Annotated in this window: 18 protein-coding genes; 2 read left to right on the forward strand and 16 right to left on the reverse strand. The window is 67.0% G+C overall.

Annotated features, from left to right (window positions below):
- Nucleotides 1-4: 4 nt before the first annotated feature.
- Complete coding sequence (locus ACQ4LY_RS15415) at nt 5-1,066, forward strand: AI-2E family transporter (protein ID WP_431072878.1); 1,062 nt, start codon at nt 5-7, stop codon at nt 1,064-1,066.
- Here the strand turns inward: ACQ4LY_RS15415 and ACQ4LY_RS15420 are convergent.
- The 9 genes from ACQ4LY_RS15420 to rpsB form a co-directional block, all read right to left on the reverse strand.
- Nucleotides 1,063-1,776 carry an alpha/beta hydrolase gene (locus ACQ4LY_RS15420; protein ID WP_431075704.1) on the reverse strand — a complete coding sequence of 238 codons (714 nt, stop codon included), beginning with the start codon at nt 1,774-1,776 and terminating at the stop codon, nt 1,063-1,065. The two genes, ACQ4LY_RS15415 and ACQ4LY_RS15420, sit on opposite strands and share 4 nt — an antisense overlap.
- 2 nt (nt 1,777-1,778) lie before the next feature.
- Nucleotides 1,779-2,066, reverse strand: a complete 288-nt coding sequence (locus ACQ4LY_RS15425; RefSeq protein ID WP_431072880.1) for a hypothetical protein — start codon at nt 2,064-2,066, stop codon at nt 1,779-1,781.
- Between the two features lie 9 nt (nt 2,067-2,075).
- Nucleotides 2,076-2,726, reverse strand: a complete 651-nt coding sequence (locus ACQ4LY_RS15430) for a transglycosylase SLT domain-containing protein (protein WP_431072882.1) — start codon at nt 2,724-2,726, stop codon at nt 2,076-2,078.
- Nucleotides 2,727-2,792: 66 nt separating this feature from the next.
- Nucleotides 2,793-3,377, reverse strand: a complete 585-nt coding sequence (locus ACQ4LY_RS15435; RefSeq protein ID WP_431075705.1) for a DivIVA domain-containing protein — start codon at nt 3,375-3,377, stop codon at nt 2,793-2,795.
- The gene (locus ACQ4LY_RS15440; protein WP_431072884.1) at nt 3,377-4,516 is read right to left on the reverse strand and encodes a phosphatidate cytidylyltransferase; all 1,140 of its coding nucleotides are present in this window, start codon (nt 4,514-4,516) and stop codon (nt 3,377-3,379) included. The genes ACQ4LY_RS15435 and ACQ4LY_RS15440 overlap by 1 nt, the downstream gene beginning before the upstream one ends.
- A 5-nt stretch (nt 4,517-4,521) precedes the next feature.
- A complete protein-coding gene (frr, locus tag ACQ4LY_RS15445; protein WP_431072886.1) occupies nt 4,522-5,076 on the reverse strand; it encodes a ribosome recycling factor in 555 nt (184 codons plus the stop codon).
- 66 nt (nt 5,077-5,142) lie between these two features.
- Nucleotides 5,143-5,859, reverse strand: a complete 717-nt coding sequence (pyrH, locus tag ACQ4LY_RS15450) for a UMP kinase (protein WP_056307902.1) — start codon at nt 5,857-5,859, stop codon at nt 5,143-5,145.
- 90 nt (nt 5,860-5,949) lie between these two features.
- Nucleotides 5,950-6,777 carry a translation elongation factor Ts gene (tsf, locus tag ACQ4LY_RS15455; RefSeq protein ID WP_056307904.1) on the reverse strand — a complete coding sequence of 276 codons (828 nt, stop codon included), beginning with the start codon at nt 6,775-6,777 and terminating at the stop codon, nt 5,950-5,952.
- Between the two features lie 44 nt (nt 6,778-6,821).
- A complete protein-coding gene (gene rpsB, locus ACQ4LY_RS15460) occupies nt 6,822-7,766 on the reverse strand; it encodes a 30S ribosomal protein S2 (protein WP_056307906.1) in 945 nt (314 codons plus the stop codon).
- Between the two features lie 306 nt (nt 7,767-8,072).
- On the opposite strand from rpsB, the gene ACQ4LY_RS15465 reads away from it, so the two are divergent.
- Nucleotides 8,073-8,603: a murein hydrolase activator EnvC family protein gene (locus ACQ4LY_RS15465; protein WP_431072889.1), complete on the forward strand. Its 531-nt coding sequence runs from the start codon at nt 8,073-8,075 to the stop codon at nt 8,601-8,603.
- A gap of 52 nt (nt 8,604-8,655) precedes the next feature.
- Here ACQ4LY_RS15465 and ACQ4LY_RS15470 read toward each other — a convergent pair whose 3' ends face one another.
- From ACQ4LY_RS15470 to lepB, 7 genes are all read right to left on the reverse strand, one after another.
- The gene (locus ACQ4LY_RS15470) at nt 8,656-9,558 is read right to left on the reverse strand and encodes a tyrosine recombinase XerC (RefSeq protein WP_431072891.1); all 903 of its coding nucleotides are present in this window, start codon (nt 9,556-9,558) and stop codon (nt 8,656-8,658) included.
- A 35-nt stretch (nt 9,559-9,593) separates the two neighbouring features.
- Nucleotides 9,594-10,775 (reverse strand): DNA-processing protein DprA, encoded by a 1,182-nt coding sequence (gene dprA / locus ACQ4LY_RS15475; RefSeq protein WP_431072893.1) that lies wholly within the window; start codon nt 10,773-10,775, stop codon nt 9,594-9,596.
- Nucleotides 10,772-12,301 carry a YifB family Mg chelatase-like AAA ATPase gene (locus ACQ4LY_RS15480; protein ID WP_431072895.1) on the reverse strand — a complete coding sequence of 510 codons (1,530 nt, stop codon included), beginning with the start codon at nt 12,299-12,301 and terminating at the stop codon, nt 10,772-10,774. The genes dprA and ACQ4LY_RS15480 overlap by 4 nt, the downstream gene beginning before the upstream one ends.
- Nucleotides 12,298-12,660 (reverse strand): YraN family protein, encoded by a 363-nt coding sequence (locus ACQ4LY_RS15485; protein WP_431072897.1) that lies wholly within the window; start codon nt 12,658-12,660, stop codon nt 12,298-12,300. The genes ACQ4LY_RS15480 and ACQ4LY_RS15485 overlap by 4 nt, the downstream gene beginning before the upstream one ends.
- 102 nt (nt 12,661-12,762) lie before the next feature.
- Nucleotides 12,763-13,089, reverse strand: a complete 327-nt coding sequence (locus tag ACQ4LY_RS15490) for a DUF2469 family protein (protein ID WP_042541663.1) — start codon at nt 13,087-13,089, stop codon at nt 12,763-12,765.
- Nucleotides 13,090-13,136: 47 nt separating this feature from the next.
- Nucleotides 13,137-13,796: a ribonuclease HII gene (locus tag ACQ4LY_RS15495; RefSeq protein ID WP_431072899.1), complete on the reverse strand. Its 660-nt coding sequence runs from the start codon at nt 13,794-13,796 to the stop codon at nt 13,137-13,139.
- Complete coding sequence (gene lepB, locus ACQ4LY_RS15500) at nt 13,793-14,527, reverse strand: signal peptidase I (RefSeq protein WP_431072901.1); 735 nt, start codon at nt 14,525-14,527, stop codon at nt 13,793-13,795. The genes ACQ4LY_RS15495 and lepB overlap by 4 nt, the downstream gene beginning before the upstream one ends.
- Nucleotides 14,528-14,576: the final 49 nt, after the last annotated feature.

Raw genomic sequence — 14,576 nt, forward strand, 5'->3', positions numbered from 1 at the left:
ACCGATGAAGATCCACAACCCGTTCCGCACCGCCCTCGTGGCGACGCTCGGCGTGGGGCTGGGAATCCTGCTGATCGGAAGCGTCGAGAGCCTGTCGACGGTTCTTCTCTACGTCGGCACGGCACTGTTCCTCAGCCTCGGGCTCGATCCGCTCGTGTCTTTCCTCGAACGCAAGAGGCTTCCCCGCTGGCTCGCGGTGCTGATCACCATCCTGGCCGTCCTCAGCATCTTCGCGGGCATCATCCTGATCGTGATCCCGGTGCTCGTCGACCAGATCTCCCAGCTGATCGCTCAGATCACGGCAATCGTCCAACGCGGCACCTTTCTCGCCGACCTCCGGGAGTGGATGGTCGACACCTTCCCCAACCTCAAGGTCGACGACGTGTTCGCCTACGTGACGAACTGGCTCGAGACGAACCTCACCCAGATCGGCGGGTCCATCGGGCAGAGCGTCCTCGCGGCCAGCGGCGCGGTCGTCAGCGGACTCTTCGGGGCATTCATCATCCTGATCCTGACGATCTACCTGACGGCTTCCACCCCCTCGCTGAAGCGAGCGGTGTACCAGCTCGCTCCCGCGTCGAAGCGGGAGCGCTTCATCGACCTCGCTGAGCAGATCACGGACTCGGTCGGTTATTACGTCATGGGTCAGGTGACACAGGGAGTCATCAACGGCATCCTGAGCATGATCTTCCTGACGATCATCGATGCGCCGTTCCCGGCCGTGCTCGCGGTCGTGGCCTTCTTCTTCTCGCTGATCCCGCTCGTCGGCACCCTGACGGGGTCGACGATCATCGTGCTCGTCTGCCTCATCCCCGGCCTCGGATCGCCCGCCACCGCGATCGCGGCGGCGATCTACTACCTCATCTACATGCAGATCGAGGCGTACGTGATCTCACCGAGGATCATGAGCCGCGCAGTCTCGGTCCCCGGAGCCGTCGTGGTGGTCGCCGCGCTGGCGGGAGGAAGCCTTCTGGGACTTCTGGGCGCGCTCATCGCGATCCCCGTCGCGGCCAGCATCCTGATCATCTACCGTCAGGTACTGATCCCCCGAATGAACGAGCTCTAAGCCACCGGCCACTCGTTCGGCAGTGGCAGCGCCGCAGGATTCACCGCAGCGACGATCTCGGTGAGCACGCGCCGGGTCTGACTCTCCCCCACCCAGAGATGCTTGCCGCCCTCGACCGCGATGAGCTTCGCGTGCGCGATCGCCGCGAACCGCTCTCGCGCCTCGGCAGGACGAAGATAGTCGTCAAGTTCGGGAACGAGGATGACGACCTCGACGTCGTCGTCCGCCCATGCGGCGACCTCGGCCTCCGTGGCTCGGTGGAGCGGCGGCGAAAGGAGGATGATCCCCTCGATGTCGTGCTTTCGTCCGTACTTGAGGGCGAGCTCCGTGCCGAAGGACCAGCCGAGCAACCACGGTCGCGGAAGGCCCCGCTCACGGACGAAGTCCATCGCCGCGGCGACGTCGAACTGCTCGGCTGCTCCCCCGTCGAACACGCCGTCGCTCGTTCCCCGAGGCGACGTCGTGCCGCGGGTGTTGAATCGCAGCACGGCGAGGTCGGCCAGCGCGGGGAGCCGTGCGGCCGCCTTGCGGATGATGTGCGAATCCATGAAGCCACCCGCTGTGGGCAGCGGGTGGAGCGTCACGAGCGTCGCGACCGGGGCGGACGACTCAGGCACCGCCAATTCACCCACGAGTGTCAGCTCATCCGCCGTCTCCAGGACGATGTCCTCGCGCCGAGCAGGAAGCTCCAGTGGTCCACGGATCTCGATGCTCACGCAATCCTCCAACAGTGTGTGTGCCAGTGCCGCCGGGCGGCGAGATCTGCGGCGTCACCGAGCACGCCGTCCGCGCGCCAGATCACGAGATGGGCGGTGCCCGGCGCGACGGAACGTCCGCAGCCAGGGCAGATGTACTCCTTGAGCGCCTGCGCCGCCGATACGGGCTGCACGGTCCACTCGGAGCCCCGGCGCACCTCAGTGCGCTTCCAGGAGGCCAAAAGGCGGTCCAGCGAGTCCTCGGTCTCAGGGCGCGCCGGACGGCGTCTGCGGGAGCGGGCCATGGCGGCCGCTCACCACCAGTGGTTGTTCGTCCAGAAGGCGTGCGCGCCGGCCCAGCTGCCGTATCGACCGGTGGCGTAGCCGGTCGCCCAGCGCAGGTTGTCGACCGGGTCGTATCCGTTGCCAGGCACCTTGCTGCAGGGCAGCGCCTGAACGAGACCGCACGCACCCGAGGACTTGTTCGTCGCGTTCGGGTTCCATCCGCTCTCGCGCGAGACGATGTAGTCGACGTATCCCCAGTCGGATTCGGCGATGCCCGCAGCAGCCATCCATTCGGCAGGCGCGCCGCCGCCGGTATAGAAGAGAGGCGCAGCACTGCTCGACTTCGAGGAGGACGCAGTCGTCGGTGTGGGCGTCGGCGTGGGCTTCGGCGTCACATAGACCGAGAAGGTTCCCCGCTGAATCGGTGCGATGGCGGCACCTTCGACGGACACGGTGAGGTTCTGGGTCTCCGTGAGTGCCACCGAGTACGCCGACTCGGGGCTCGCCTCGGCGGGCTGTTCTGCGAGAGCGACGCCTGTCGGAGCGACCATGGCCGCCGCGAAACCCACGACGGCGAGAGCGCTGAAGAATCCTACGACGCCGCGACGGCGGCTGCCCGTGCGCGCTGAAAGAGTCGCCGATGCGGGCACAGGCGTGACGTCGTTTCGCTGGGGAGTCATGTCGTTTCGGGAGTTCACGATGAGAGGGAGTCTACCCGCTACGGCCTGAGACGGCCATCGGAACGCTCAGCGAACCGCCAGGATCACATCGACGGCAGCGTCGAGCAGGGCATCGACGTGCTCTTCACGGTAGCCGCCACGCTGCATCCGGAATGCGGCGGCGCGCAACTGCTCGGCCGTCAGAGGCTCTCCGTCACGCAGGTAGCGAGCGATGCGCGTGCTCACATGATCGACCTCATCGATGCGGTAGCCGAAGGTGAGCACGCCGGTGCGCGCGAACCGGCGACGCTTCGGACGTGCCAGGTGATCGAGAATCACTTGCGCCTCGTCGCGTGCCTGCTCGACCCATGCACCCGCGCCGCGAGAGCGGACCACCCGATCACGAGCGCGCGCGGCCAGCGCGTCCTCGACCCGGCCGAGCGCTGCATCGACCTCCGCCACGACATAGCCGTTCTTCACCAGGGGGAACGACGCCACCCTCACGTCGGCCGCGTTCAGGTCGTCGGCGTCGCCCTCGAAGGCGGTACGCGCCGCCGCGAGGAAGGTGTCGACCGCTGCGCGGTGATAGCCACGGACGCGTCCGCTCGTGAGAGAGAAGGCGGGCGGCGCCTCCACGGCGCCGTCCGATATCTGTACGTCATCGGAGACCATCACAGCACCACCCAGGAGGAGAAGAGGAAATAGAGGCACAGCGCCGGCACCGTGGACGGCAGGATGCTGTCGAGCCGGTCGAGGAGTCCGCCGTGACCGGGAAGCCAGGAGCTCATGTCCTTGATGCCGAGGTCGCGCTTCAGCATCGACTCGCCGAGGTCACCCAGCGTCGCGGACAGCAGGATCGCGACGCCGAAGATCACTCCGATCCACCACGGGACATGGAGGAGGAAGATCGCGAGGAGCACGCCGGCCGCGATCGAACCGACGACCGCACCTCCGAACCCCTCCCACGTCTTCTTGGGACTGATCCTGGGAGCCATCGGATGCCGTCCGAAGGCGAGCCCTGCGGCATACGCACCGGTGTCGGCGACCACGGCGATCGCGATGAAGCTCAGCACCCACCACTGACCATCCTCCTGCTTGAGCAGGATCAGGGCGACTGAAGCGAGGAAGGGGACGTAGATCTGCACGAAGCCGCTGATGACGGCGTCCGTGAGCACGTCACCGTAGGTTCTGCCGTCCTTGGCGAGCATCTGGGCGACGAGTCGCCACACGATCACGAATGCGACGGCGAGGAACAGCATGACCCAGACGAGCCAGAGATCCAGGAAGAAGGCAGAGAGCACGAGAAGGGTGGCAGCGATGAACTGCGGCACCACGTCGATCCGCCGTCCCGACGCGCGGAGGGCGAGCGAGAGCTCGTAGACGCCGAGCAGTGCCGCTGCCAGCGCGAACGGCACGAACAAGACTTTGATGAAGAGCAGCGAAGCGAGCAGCGCGGCACCGAACGCCAGACCGATCAGAGTCGCGAGGATCAGGTCGCGGCCAGTGCGCTCCTTGATCCGCTCGTTGGCCTGATCGATCTGACCGCGAGCATGCGACACATGGTTGCCGAGCTCGTCTCTGGCCGCTCGCCACTGCTCGCGGATCGCGTTGTGGTCGGCAGTGTCCAGTGTGGGTGCCGTGACAGCGGGCCCCTCCGCGGGCAGCGGAGGCCGCGGAGGGATGCTCGTGGTGTCGAATGCCGGGAAGGCTTCGTCGACCAGAGGGATCCCGCCGGTCGGGGTCGACGAGTCGCGCGCCTCACGACGCGTCTGCGGCTTGTCGGTACCGTCACCGGTGGAGTCGTCGGACATGCCGCCTACACCTCGAGGAGTTCGGCCTCTTTGCGCTTGAGTGCGTCGTCGATCAGGTCGACGTGCTGGCGCGTGAGGGCGTCGAGTTCCTTCTCTCCCCTGGCGATCTCGTCTTCGCCGAGCTCGCTCTTCAGGGCGTCCAGTTCATCCTTGCCTTTGCGGCGGATGCCTCGGACGTGGACCTTGGCGTCCTCCGCCTTGGTCTTGACGAGCTTCACGTACTCCTTGCGACGCTCGGCAGTGAGCTCGGGCATCGTGACACGCACGAGGTTGCCGTCGTTGGTGGGGTTCGCGCCGAGGTTCGGCATGTCACGAATCGCCTGCTCGATGCCCTTCAACGCCGACTTGTCGTACGGCGTGATGATGAGCGTGCGGGCTTCCTGGTTCGCGAGTGAGGCGAGCTGCGCGAGAGGCGTCGGCGTTCCGTAGTAGTCGACGAGGACCTTCTGGAAGAGCTGCGCGTTCGCACGACCGGTGCGCACCGTGGAGAAGTCCTCCTTGGCGGCCTCGACGGCTCGTGCCATGCGGGAGGTGGTTTCAGCGAGGACATCCGCGATCACGGTGACTCCTATCGTCGGGGTGTTCTGAAATTCTATCGGGCCGGGCCCTCGAGCACCGGCAGGCGCTCAGGCCGTGACCAGAGTGCCGATGTGCTCGCCGAGAAGCGCACGCGTGACGTTGCCCGCAGGCTCCATGCCGAAGACGCGCATGTCCATGTTGTTGTCCATGCAGAGGCTGAACGCGGTCGAGTCGACGACCTTGAGTCCGCGTTGGAGCGCATCGCGATACGTAACGCGCTCGATGCGCTCGGCATCCGCGTGCTTGTTCGGGTCAGCCGTGTAGATGGCATCGACGCCGTTCTTGGCGACGAGGACCTCCTCCGCGCCGATCTCGAGAGCACGCTGTGCCGCGACGGTGTCGGTCGAGAAGTACGGCAGACCGGCGCCGGCGCCGAAGATGACCACACGACCCTTCTCCATGTGACGCTCCGCCCGCAGCGGGATGTACGGTTCGGCCACCTGAGTCATCGAGATGGCGGACTGCACGCGTGTGGGCGCACCCGCCTGCTCGAGGAAGTCCTGGAGAGCCAGAGCGTTCATGACGGTGCCGAGCATGCCCATGTAGTCGGCGCGACCGCGATCCATACCGCGCTGGCTGAGTTCTGCCCCACGGAAGAAGTTGCCGCCACCGACGACGATCGCGATCTCGACGCGGTCGACCGCTGCGGCGATGTCACGGGCGATCTGGCTGACGACGTCGGGGTTGACACCGAGCTGGCCGGCGCCGAACGCCTCGCCGGAGAGCTTGAGAAGAACGCGGCGGCGTCCTGTGCGGTCGGTCATGGGGTGATCCTCTCGTCCCGATTCAAGATAGTGCCTTCTGGGCATGAAGAAGGGGTCCGGATCGCGTTGATCCGAACCCCTTCGACGATGTTACGCGCCGACCTTGAAGCGCGCGAAGTCCGTCACGGTGATACCGGCGTCCTTCGCCACCTGGGCGACAGAGAGCTTGTTGTCCTTCGCGTAGTCCTGCTCGAGCAGGGCGACCTGCTTGATGAACGCGGAGACACGGCCCTCGACGATCTTGGGCAGAGCCGCTTCCGGCTTGCCCTCGTTGCGGGAGATCTCGGTGACGATCTCGCGCTCCTTCTCCACGGCGTCGGACGGAACGTCCTCGCGGGAGAGGTACGACGGGTTCGCGAACGAGATGTGCTGCGCGATGCTGCGAGCGGTCTCGGCGTCGTCACCCGAGTAGGCGACGACGACACCGATCTGCGGCGGCAGGTCCTTGCTCGTGCGGTGCAGGTAGACCTCGACCTTGTCGCCCGAGACCGTACGCACGCGACGCAGTTCGACCTTCTCGCCGATGATCGCAGCCTCTTCCGAGATGACCTGCTCGACGCTCTTGTCGCCCGCCTGGGCGGCAAGACCGGACTCGACCGAGTCCGCCTTGACTGCTGCGACGGCGTCGGCGACCTTGTCGGCCAGCGCGATGAAGCGCTCGTTCTTCGCGACGAAGTCCGTCTCGCAGGCGAGCTCGATCAGCGTCACTGCGCCGTCCTGCTCGCGAGCGACGATGAGGCCCTCGCTGGTGGAACGGTCGGCACGCTTCGCGTTGCCCTTGGCACCCTTCAGGCGCAGGATCTCGGTGGCCTTCTCGACGTCTCCGTCAGCCTCCTCGAGCGCCTTCTTGGTGTCGACCATTCCCGTGCCGAGCTGCTCACGCAGCGCCTTGAGGTCGGCGATGGTGAAGTTGGCCATGTGTGGTGGCTCCTTGCTTCGTGATGTGTGTGGTGGTCGCGGAATTACTTGGCGTCTGCTGCCTCGGCGGCGGCGACCTCAGAGGTCTCCTCACCGGAAGCGGCGGCGATCGCCTCGTCGTGTGCCTCAGCACCGGCCTCATCGGCAGCGGTCTCGTCAGCAGCCGGCGTCTCGACGACGGCAGCCTCATCGGCGGCGGCGTCGACGACCTCTGCTGCGTCAGCGGACTCCTGGACGGGAGCCTCGAGGAGCTCCTTCTCCCAGTCGGCGAGAGGCTCAGCGTCGCCCGTCTCGGGGTTGTGCTTCTGCTGCAGGCCCTCTGCCGCTGCATCCGCGATGATGCGGGTGAGCAGCGAGACCGAGCGGATCGCGTCGTCGTTACCGGGGATCGGGTACTGGAAGTCGTCCGGGTCGGCGTTCGTGTCGAGGATGCCGATCACGGGGATGCCGAGCTTCTTGGCCTCGTCGATGGCGAGGTGCTCACGCTTGGCGTCGACGACCCAGATGGCGGACGGCGTCTTGGTGAGGTTGCGGATACCGCCGAGCGACTTGTGCAGCTTGTCGAGCTCGCGCTTCTTGAGAAGCAGCTCCTTCTTCGTGAAGCCGCTGTTCGCCGGGGTCTCGTAGTCGAGCTCCTCGAGCTCCTTCATGCGTGCGAGACGCTTGGAGATCGTCTGGAAGTTGGTGAGGAGTCCACCGAGCCAGCGCTGGTTGACGAAGGGCTGGCCCACGCGGGTCGCCTGCTCGGCGAGGATCTCCTGCGCCTGCTTCTTCGTGCCGACGAAGAGGATCGTGCCACCGTGGGCGACGGTCTCCTTGACGAAGTCGTAGGCCTTGTCGATGTAGCCGAGCGACTGCTGCAGGTCGATGATGTGGATGCCGCTGCGCTCGGTGAGGATGAAGCGCTTGACCTTCGGGTTCCACCGACGGGTCTGGTGTCCGAAGTGCACGCCGCTGTCGAGCAGCTGGCGGATGGTGACCACAGCCATGGTCGTCTCCTTGTTCCGGCGCGGTTCTGCGCCATTGAGGTTGTCAAGTCGATCGGACGATCGAACTTCCTGGTGCCCGGCGCACACCCGCCTGCTCGGAAGCAGGACCTGTGGGAGCGGATGCCACGACCGGAGTCGCTCTGGGCACGCGTAGTCACCCCGAGATCGAGGTGCTCCCCCAGCATACAGGATGACGGGGTGCCACTCGCCCTGCACCGCGGAGCGAATCCGGGGACTCTGCACGGCTCCTGCGAGATTCGCCCCTCGTGTGAACCGAGCGAGACGCGCATCCCGGATCATGGCCCGATGCCCACCCGTCGCCGCCTGCTCGCCGTCCTCCTGATCGCCGCTCTGCTGGTCGTCGGACCGCACGCCGATGCGGATGCGGCCACGCCCTCCACTGCCACCGTCGCAGCCTCCGTGCCCTGGTCCTGGCCGATCGACGGGGTTCGCTCGGTCGCGATTGCGTATCGGGCGCCGGCCCATGAATACGGAGCCGGGCACCGGGGCATCGACATCGTTTCGGCGGTCGGCAGTGCGGTCCGCGCGCCGGCCGACGGCGTCGTCGCATTCCGCGGAACCGTGGTGGACCGGCCCCTGCTCACGATCGAACACCCCGAGGGATACGTGTCGACGTTCGAGCCGGTGATGTCCACTCTCTCCCCCGGCGATGTCGTGACGGCCGGGGACGATATCGGCGTCCTCTCGACGGGCGGCCATGCCTCGCGTGGCACGATGCATCTCGGCGTGCGGAGCGGCGGCGACTACATCAACCCGATGCTCCTGTTCGGAGAGGTGCCGCGAGCGGTGCTCCTCCCCTGCTGCGGTCCTCTGTGAGACGCGTCGGCGCGTCGCCCGCTGCACATCGCGGGTACCTGCCTCGGAGGACTCACGCCCGCGGATGCGCCAGCCGATAGGTCGCCGTGAGTCGCTCCGCGGAGACGTGCGTGTAGATCTGGGTGGTGCCGAGGCTGGCGTGCCCGAGTATCTCCTGCACCGCGCGCAGATCGGCGCCGCCGTCGAGCAGGTGCGTCGCAGCGGTGTGTCTGAGCGCGTGCGGCCCGACGGTGTCGGCTCCGACGTAGGGCGCGAGCACTTCCGCGACGAGTGAGTACACCGCGCGCGGCCCCACTCGCGCACCCCGCGCACCGAGGAACAGCGCGGGAGACGGACGGGTGGCGCGTGCGGCCAGAACAGGGCGACCGCGCGTGAGATAGGCGCCGATGGAGCCTCTCGCGGGCGCGCCGAACGGCACCACGCGCTCTTTCGATCCTTTACCGAGCACACGGGCGGTGCCACGGTCGAGGTCGAGATCGTCGATGTCGAGTCCGCAGAGCTCGGAGACACGGATCCCTGCACCGTAGAGCAGCTCGAGGATGGCATGGTCCCGCAGCGGGCTCGGCTCCCCTGTCGACGCCGCCGTCCGTTGCGCATCGAGAAGGGTGGTCATCGCATCCTGAGAGGCGATCGTCGGCAGAGTGCGTCCGCGCTTCGGTGCCACGAGGCGCAGGCTCGGATCGTGCGGGACGAGCTCCTGCTCCTGCGCCCAGGAGAAGAACGATCGGGCTGCAGCGGCTCGTCGTGCGAGTGTCGAGCGGGCGTCGCCGCGCTGAGTCGCCCGCCAGAGCCAGTCACGCAGCGTCTCGAGCGACACGTCTTCCACGCGAAGCCCCCCGACCGTCTGCGCCAGATCGCGCAGGTCGGACCGGTATGCACGAACCGTCGCGGGTGACAGCCTCCGCACCTGCTCGAGGTGATCGGTGAAGGCCTGTGCCGCAGCCGCGAACTCCATGGATCAAGCTTGCAGGAACGGTCCTCGGCATCACGTCAGCCGCGCCGCCTTGATCCGCCCGTCTTCTGCCACCCACCCTCGACCCGCCTGACCACCCCGTCGAGCTCAAGCACCCCGAGCATCGCGCTCACCTTCTCAGGAGCGAGTCCCGAACGCCGACAGATCTCGAGAATCGGTAGCGGCGAGCGACCGGTTATTGCATCGAGCAATCGCACCTGATCGGGGTCGGATCGCTCACCTTCTTCCGGCGCTTGCAGCGCGCCTCCCCAGAGTTCACGGATCTCCGCAGGAGTCGTCACGCACCGCGCGTCATACTCGCGCAGAAGGCGGTGACACCCGGCAGAGGCCGCAGACGTGACCGGACCAGGCACTGCGCCGAGGGGGCGACCCAGCGCTGCCGCGTGTCCTGCCGTGTTGAGCGAGCCGCTGCGCCACCCCGCCTCGACGACGACCGTCGCCTGGCTTGCTGCGGCGATGAGTCGATTCCTCGCGAGGAATCGCCATTTGGTCGGCGCAGTACCGCAGGGCACCTCGCTCACCACGGCGCCCGTGTCGACGATGCGTCGCAGCAACTCCCTGTGGCCTTGGGGGTAGGCGCGATCGACTCCGCCGGCCAGGAACGCCACTGTGCGCCCGTCCACGCCGAGCGCCGCCCGGTGGGCGGCGCCGTCGATGCCGTACGCACCACCTGAGACGACGACCGCGCCGCCCATGGCCAAGTCACCCGCGAACTCTGCGGCGAGCATCTCCCCGTAGCCGCTCGCCGCACGAGCACCGATGATCGCGACGCGCGGCTCGGCAGAGAGGAGCCGTGGGTCACCTCGCACCCAGAGCAGCGTGGGCGCGTGCTCGCCGAGGTCGTCGAGAGCGATCGGCCAGCCACCGTCGCCCGGAAGGACGAGTCGCGCACCGACATCGCGCGCACTTCGAATCGCCTGCGCCACGGCGCGCGTATCGGCACGCGCCCGCCACCGCGCGCGTCCCTCAGCGAGTGCCCGTCCGCCCACCCCCGACTGCGCACCATCTCGGTCTGCAAGTGCGAGTTCCAGGGACTCGTGCGCGCCGAGCTCGGCGATGAGAGCGCCCGCCACGCCGTCACCCGGTTCCGCGAGAACCGACCATGCGACCCTCGAGAGCGCGTCCTCCGCCTGGCCGTGCGGCCGCATCGCGTCGAGCGCCGCACGGACATCTGGGTCTTGCCTCAGCGATTCGATCATGATGTGTATCCCCTTTTCAGAAACAGAGCACGCCCGACCTCGTCGCGCCCCGGCTTGTCGATCCCCGCCAGGTCCGCCATCGTCCACGCCAGCCTCAGAACGCGGTCGTAGCCCCGGAGGGTGAGCGCGCCCCGTTCCAACGCACGGTCGAGCGGTGCTCGGGCAGGCGGTGCTAGTCGCAGATCGGGCTGACGCAGGCGCGTCCCCGGCACTTCTCCGTTGCGATGCCACGGCGTTCCTCTCCAGCGCGCGACGGCTCGCTCTCGCGCACCGATGACGCGTTCGCCCGCCAAGGCGCTCGTGACGGAAGTCCGTTCTGCGGTCATCGCCCGGACTGCGGAGACGCGCGCCACCTGCAGCTCGATGTCGATACGGTCGCGCAGCGGACCTGACAATCTCGTCGCGTATCTGCGGATCGCCAGAGACGGACACACGCATTCGGCACCCCGCACCCCGTAATTGCCGCAGGGGCACGGATTCATGGCGAGGATGAGCTGGAACCGCGCCGGGAACAGGGCAGTGACGCCTGATCGGCTCACTTCGATCGATCCGGATTCGAGCGGCTGTCGTAACGCGTCGAGTGCGACGCGTGAGAACTCCGCGGCTTCGTCGAGGAACAGCACCCCGCGGTGCGCTCGTGAGATGGCGCCGGGGCGGACCGCTCGTGATCCCCCGCCCACGAGAGCGGCTACCGAGGCGCTGTGGTGCGGCGATTCGATGGGCGGCGTGACGTCGAGACGTCGCACCGGCTCACCGGCGAGGGAGCGGATCGAGGCCACCTCCAGTGCCTCCGCCTCGGTGAGCTGTGGCAGGATCCCGGGGAGACGCCTCGCGAGCATCGTCTTGCCGGCACCCGGTGGACCACTCAAGAGCAGATGGTGGCCGCCGGCAGCCGCGACGATGAGCGCCTGGACAGCATCCTCCTGGCCGACGACCTCGGACAGGTCCAGCGACTCGACCGGCTCATGGGCGGAGGCGGCTGCGACGACAGGGTCGCCATCGAGCACGTCGACCTCCGCTCCGTGCCAGACGGCGACCTGCGAGAGCGTCGCAGCCGGGCGTACCTCGATACCGGGCACAAGTGCCGCCTCGGCCTCGTTCGCCGAGGGGACGATCACCGTCGCGAAGCCGGCGCGCTCAGCCGCGAACACGGCGGGCAGCACGCCGGGCACTGGCCGTAGCCTTCCGTCGAGCCCCAGCTCGCCGATGTGCACGGTTCGCGCGATGGACGTTCGCGAAAGCGAACCGCCGGCAGCCAGTGCCGCCACGGCGATGCTCACGTCGAAGCCCGAGCCCTGTTTGGGGAGGCTCGCCGGCGAGAGATTGACCGTCAGTCGGCGGCGCGGAAGATCGAGCGCGCTGTTCTTGCACGCGTTGTGCACGCGCTGCACAGCTTCTGCGAGGGACTTGTCGGGAAGCCCGATGATCTTGAAGTCAGGCGTCTGGTTCGACAGGTCCGCTTCGACCTCGACCATGTGGCCGTCGACACCGGTCAGGGCGACAGCCCAGGTTCGCGCCGTCGTCACGACAGCGCCACGAGGTGCTCGAGAGTGCCGCGCGAGGGATCTGCGCCGATGATCCCGATCGCGTCGATCCGAATGGTCATCCCTTGCGCGCTCTCGGCATGATTAGCAGCCCAGGCGTGAGCCAGCTGCCACAGGCGGCGTAGCTTGCGCGCGTCCACCGCCTCGAACGGGTGCCCGAAGGAGTCGCTTCGTCTCGTCTTCACCTCGACCACCGCGAGATGCGAACCGTGGGATGCGACGATGTCGATCTCGCCCTGGGCACACCGCCAGTTGCGATCGAGAACCTGATACCCGAGCATCGTCAGGTACCGAACAGCCTGCTCTTCACCGGCTCTGCCGAGATCGTCTTTCGCTGCCATGACGACAGCCTGCCGACCGCAGTCGATGATCTTCGCGGCGCATGTGCCGTTCGCCCAGGGTTCAGTGAGAGCCCGTCAGAACGAGCGATTGTGCAGAAGGGGTCATTCCCCGTCGAGCGACAGCTCCTGCGGCAGCTCGAACTCGCGGCGCTGGAGTTCTTCGACGTTGACATCCTTGAAGGTGAGCACGCGCACAGCCTTCACGAAGCGGTCGGCGCGGTAGATGTCCCACACCCACACGTCGCTCATCGAGATCTCGAAGTAGAAGTCGTGCTCGGTATCGCGGCGCACGACATTGACCTCGTTGGCCAGGTAGAACCGGCGCTCGGTCTCGACCACGTACTGGAACTGAGCGACGACGTCGCGGTATTCGCGGAACAGAGCCAGCTCGAGCTCGCGGTCGTAGTCGTCGAAGGCTTCCTCATCCATGATGTCTCCATCCTAGAGTCGGCGGCGCATCGATGCCGCACGGAGCCTCAGAACAGCGTCGGAGCATCGGTGATCGCCCAGGAGGAACGATGATGCGGGGACAGCCCGAGAGCGCGGATCGCATCACGGTGCTCCAGACTCGCGTAGCCCTTGTTCCTGTCCCATTGGTAGGCCGGATGCCGCTCATGCAACTCGGTCATGTAGGTGTCCCGCGCGACCTTCGCGATCACGGACGCCGCTGACACCGACGCGCAGTCCCTGTCCGCTTTGACCACCGGACGGACGCGAAGCGGCACAGGATGCACAGCAGACACGTAGTCGTGATTGCCGTCCAGCAGTACGAGTGCACTCTCGATCGCTACGCCCTGGTCGACGATGCTCTGCACGGCTCGAGAGGCAGCCAGTCCCAGCGCACGCATGATGCCGACCTCATCGACCTCTGCAGAACTCGCCCAGCCGACGCCGGAGGCCTGGACCCAGGCGGCCGCTCTGGCGGCGACGTCGGGTCGTCGCTTCTGCGTGACGAGCTTCGAGTCCCGCAGGCCCTCGGGGACGCGACGACGTGATCCGGCGGCGTCCATCGCCGCGGCTCCGACCGCCACGGGACCGGCCAGCGCTCCGCGCCCGACCTCGTCGAGGGAGATGACCAGGTCACACTCGGTCAGCAGTCGACGCTCCAGGGTGAGCTTGGGGGCGACGACGGTCATTCCGAGTCCGGAACGCCGTTGAAGCTGTCGTGATGTCCGTCGATGGTCCCCATGCGGTCGAAGGGCCACGTCGTGAGGAAGGCCTTGCCCACGAGATTCTCGAGGGGGACGAAGCCACCGCTGGGGAGGTCCTGATGCGCCCGCGAGTCACGCGATCGATCGCGGTTGTCGCCCATCACCCAGATCGACCCCTCGGGAACGACGACGTCGAACGGCTCATTCGAGGCCGCCGTGTCGCCGTCAGGGAGATTGAGATAACTGAGCTCGTCGATCGGAGCCCCGTTGACCGTGATCTGGCCGAGCGCGTTGCAGCAGACGACATGATCTCCGGGAAGCCCGATCACACGCTTCACCAGATGATCCTGCGAGTCGGTCGCCGAGATGCCGACGACGTTGAGAACCCAGTCGAACGCCTGGATCAGAGGGGGCTGTGCGGGAGTCTGCACCTGTCCGTCGAGCCAGCCGCCCGGGTCTTTGAAGACCACGACGTCGCCACGCTCGTACGAGGTCCATCGCGGCGTGAGCTCATCGACGAGGATCCTGTCGTTGACGAGCAGCGTGCGCTCCATCGAGGCCGACGGGATGTAGAACGACCGGACGACGAACGTCTTCACCACGAAGGATACGAGCGCGGCGATGACGATGATCACGAGGACGTCGCGCAGGAACACCAGGAATCCACGACGACGCTTGGTCGGCGGTGTGGACGCAGGCGCGGAGTCAGTCGTCATCAAGGTTCCTTCACAGTCTCGCACCGCTCGGAGACGGCAGTAACTAGGG

The sequence above is a fragment of the Microbacterium phyllosphaerae genome, assembly GCF_050628115.1.
In the GTDB taxonomy this organism is placed as follows: domain Bacteria; phylum Actinomycetota; class Actinomycetes; order Actinomycetales; family Microbacteriaceae; genus Microbacterium; species Microbacterium phyllosphaerae_A.

Excerpts from the sequence above, each read along its gene's own strand:
- ACQ4LY_RS15415 (WP_431072878.1), top strand. The coding sequence starts at position 5 with ATGAAGATCCACAACCCGTTCCGCACCGCCCTCGTGGCGACGCTCGGC.
- ACQ4LY_RS15425 (WP_431072880.1), bottom strand. The coding sequence starts at position 2,066 with ATGGCCCGCTCCCGCAGACGCCGTCCGGCGCGCCCTGAGACCGAGGAC.
- ACQ4LY_RS15430 (WP_431072882.1), bottom strand. The coding sequence starts at position 2,726 with ATGACTCCCCAGCGAAACGACGTCACGCCTGTGCCCGCATCGGCGACT.
- ACQ4LY_RS15435 (WP_431075705.1), bottom strand. The coding sequence starts at position 3,377 with ATGGTCTCCGATGACGTACAGATATCGGACGGCGCCGTGGAGGCGCCG.
- ACQ4LY_RS15440 (WP_431072884.1), bottom strand. The coding sequence starts at position 4,516 with ATGTCCGACGACTCCACCGGTGACGGTACCGACAAGCCGCAGACGCGT.
- pyrH (WP_056307902.1), bottom strand. The coding sequence starts at position 5,859 with ATGACCGACCGCACAGGACGCCGCCGCGTTCTTCTCAAGCTCTCCGGC.
- tsf (WP_056307904.1), bottom strand. The coding sequence starts at position 6,777 with ATGGCCAACTTCACCATCGCCGACCTCAAGGCGCTGCGTGAGCAGCTC.
- rpsB (WP_056307906.1), bottom strand. The coding sequence starts at position 7,766 with ATGGCTGTGGTCACCATCCGCCAGCTGCTCGACAGCGGCGTGCACTTC.
- ACQ4LY_RS15465 (WP_431072889.1), top strand. The coding sequence starts at position 8,073 with ATGCCCACCCGTCGCCGCCTGCTCGCCGTCCTCCTGATCGCCGCTCTG.
- ACQ4LY_RS15470 (WP_431072891.1), bottom strand. The coding sequence starts at position 9,558 with ATGGAGTTCGCGGCTGCGGCACAGGCCTTCACCGATCACCTCGAGCAG.
- dprA (WP_431072893.1), bottom strand. The coding sequence starts at position 10,775 with ATGATCGAATCGCTGAGGCAAGACCCAGATGTCCGTGCGGCGCTCGAC.
- ACQ4LY_RS15485 (WP_431072897.1), bottom strand. The coding sequence starts at position 12,660 with ATGGCAGCGAAAGACGATCTCGGCAGAGCCGGTGAAGAGCAGGCTGTT.
- ACQ4LY_RS15490 (WP_042541663.1), bottom strand. The coding sequence starts at position 13,089 with ATGGATGAGGAAGCCTTCGACGACTACGACCGCGAGCTCGAGCTGGCT.
- ACQ4LY_RS15495 (WP_431072899.1), bottom strand. The coding sequence starts at position 13,796 with ATGACCGTCGTCGCCCCCAAGCTCACCCTGGAGCGTCGACTGCTGACC.
- lepB (WP_431072901.1), bottom strand. The coding sequence starts at position 14,527 with ATGACGACTGACTCCGCGCCTGCGTCCACACCGCCGACCAAGCGTCGT.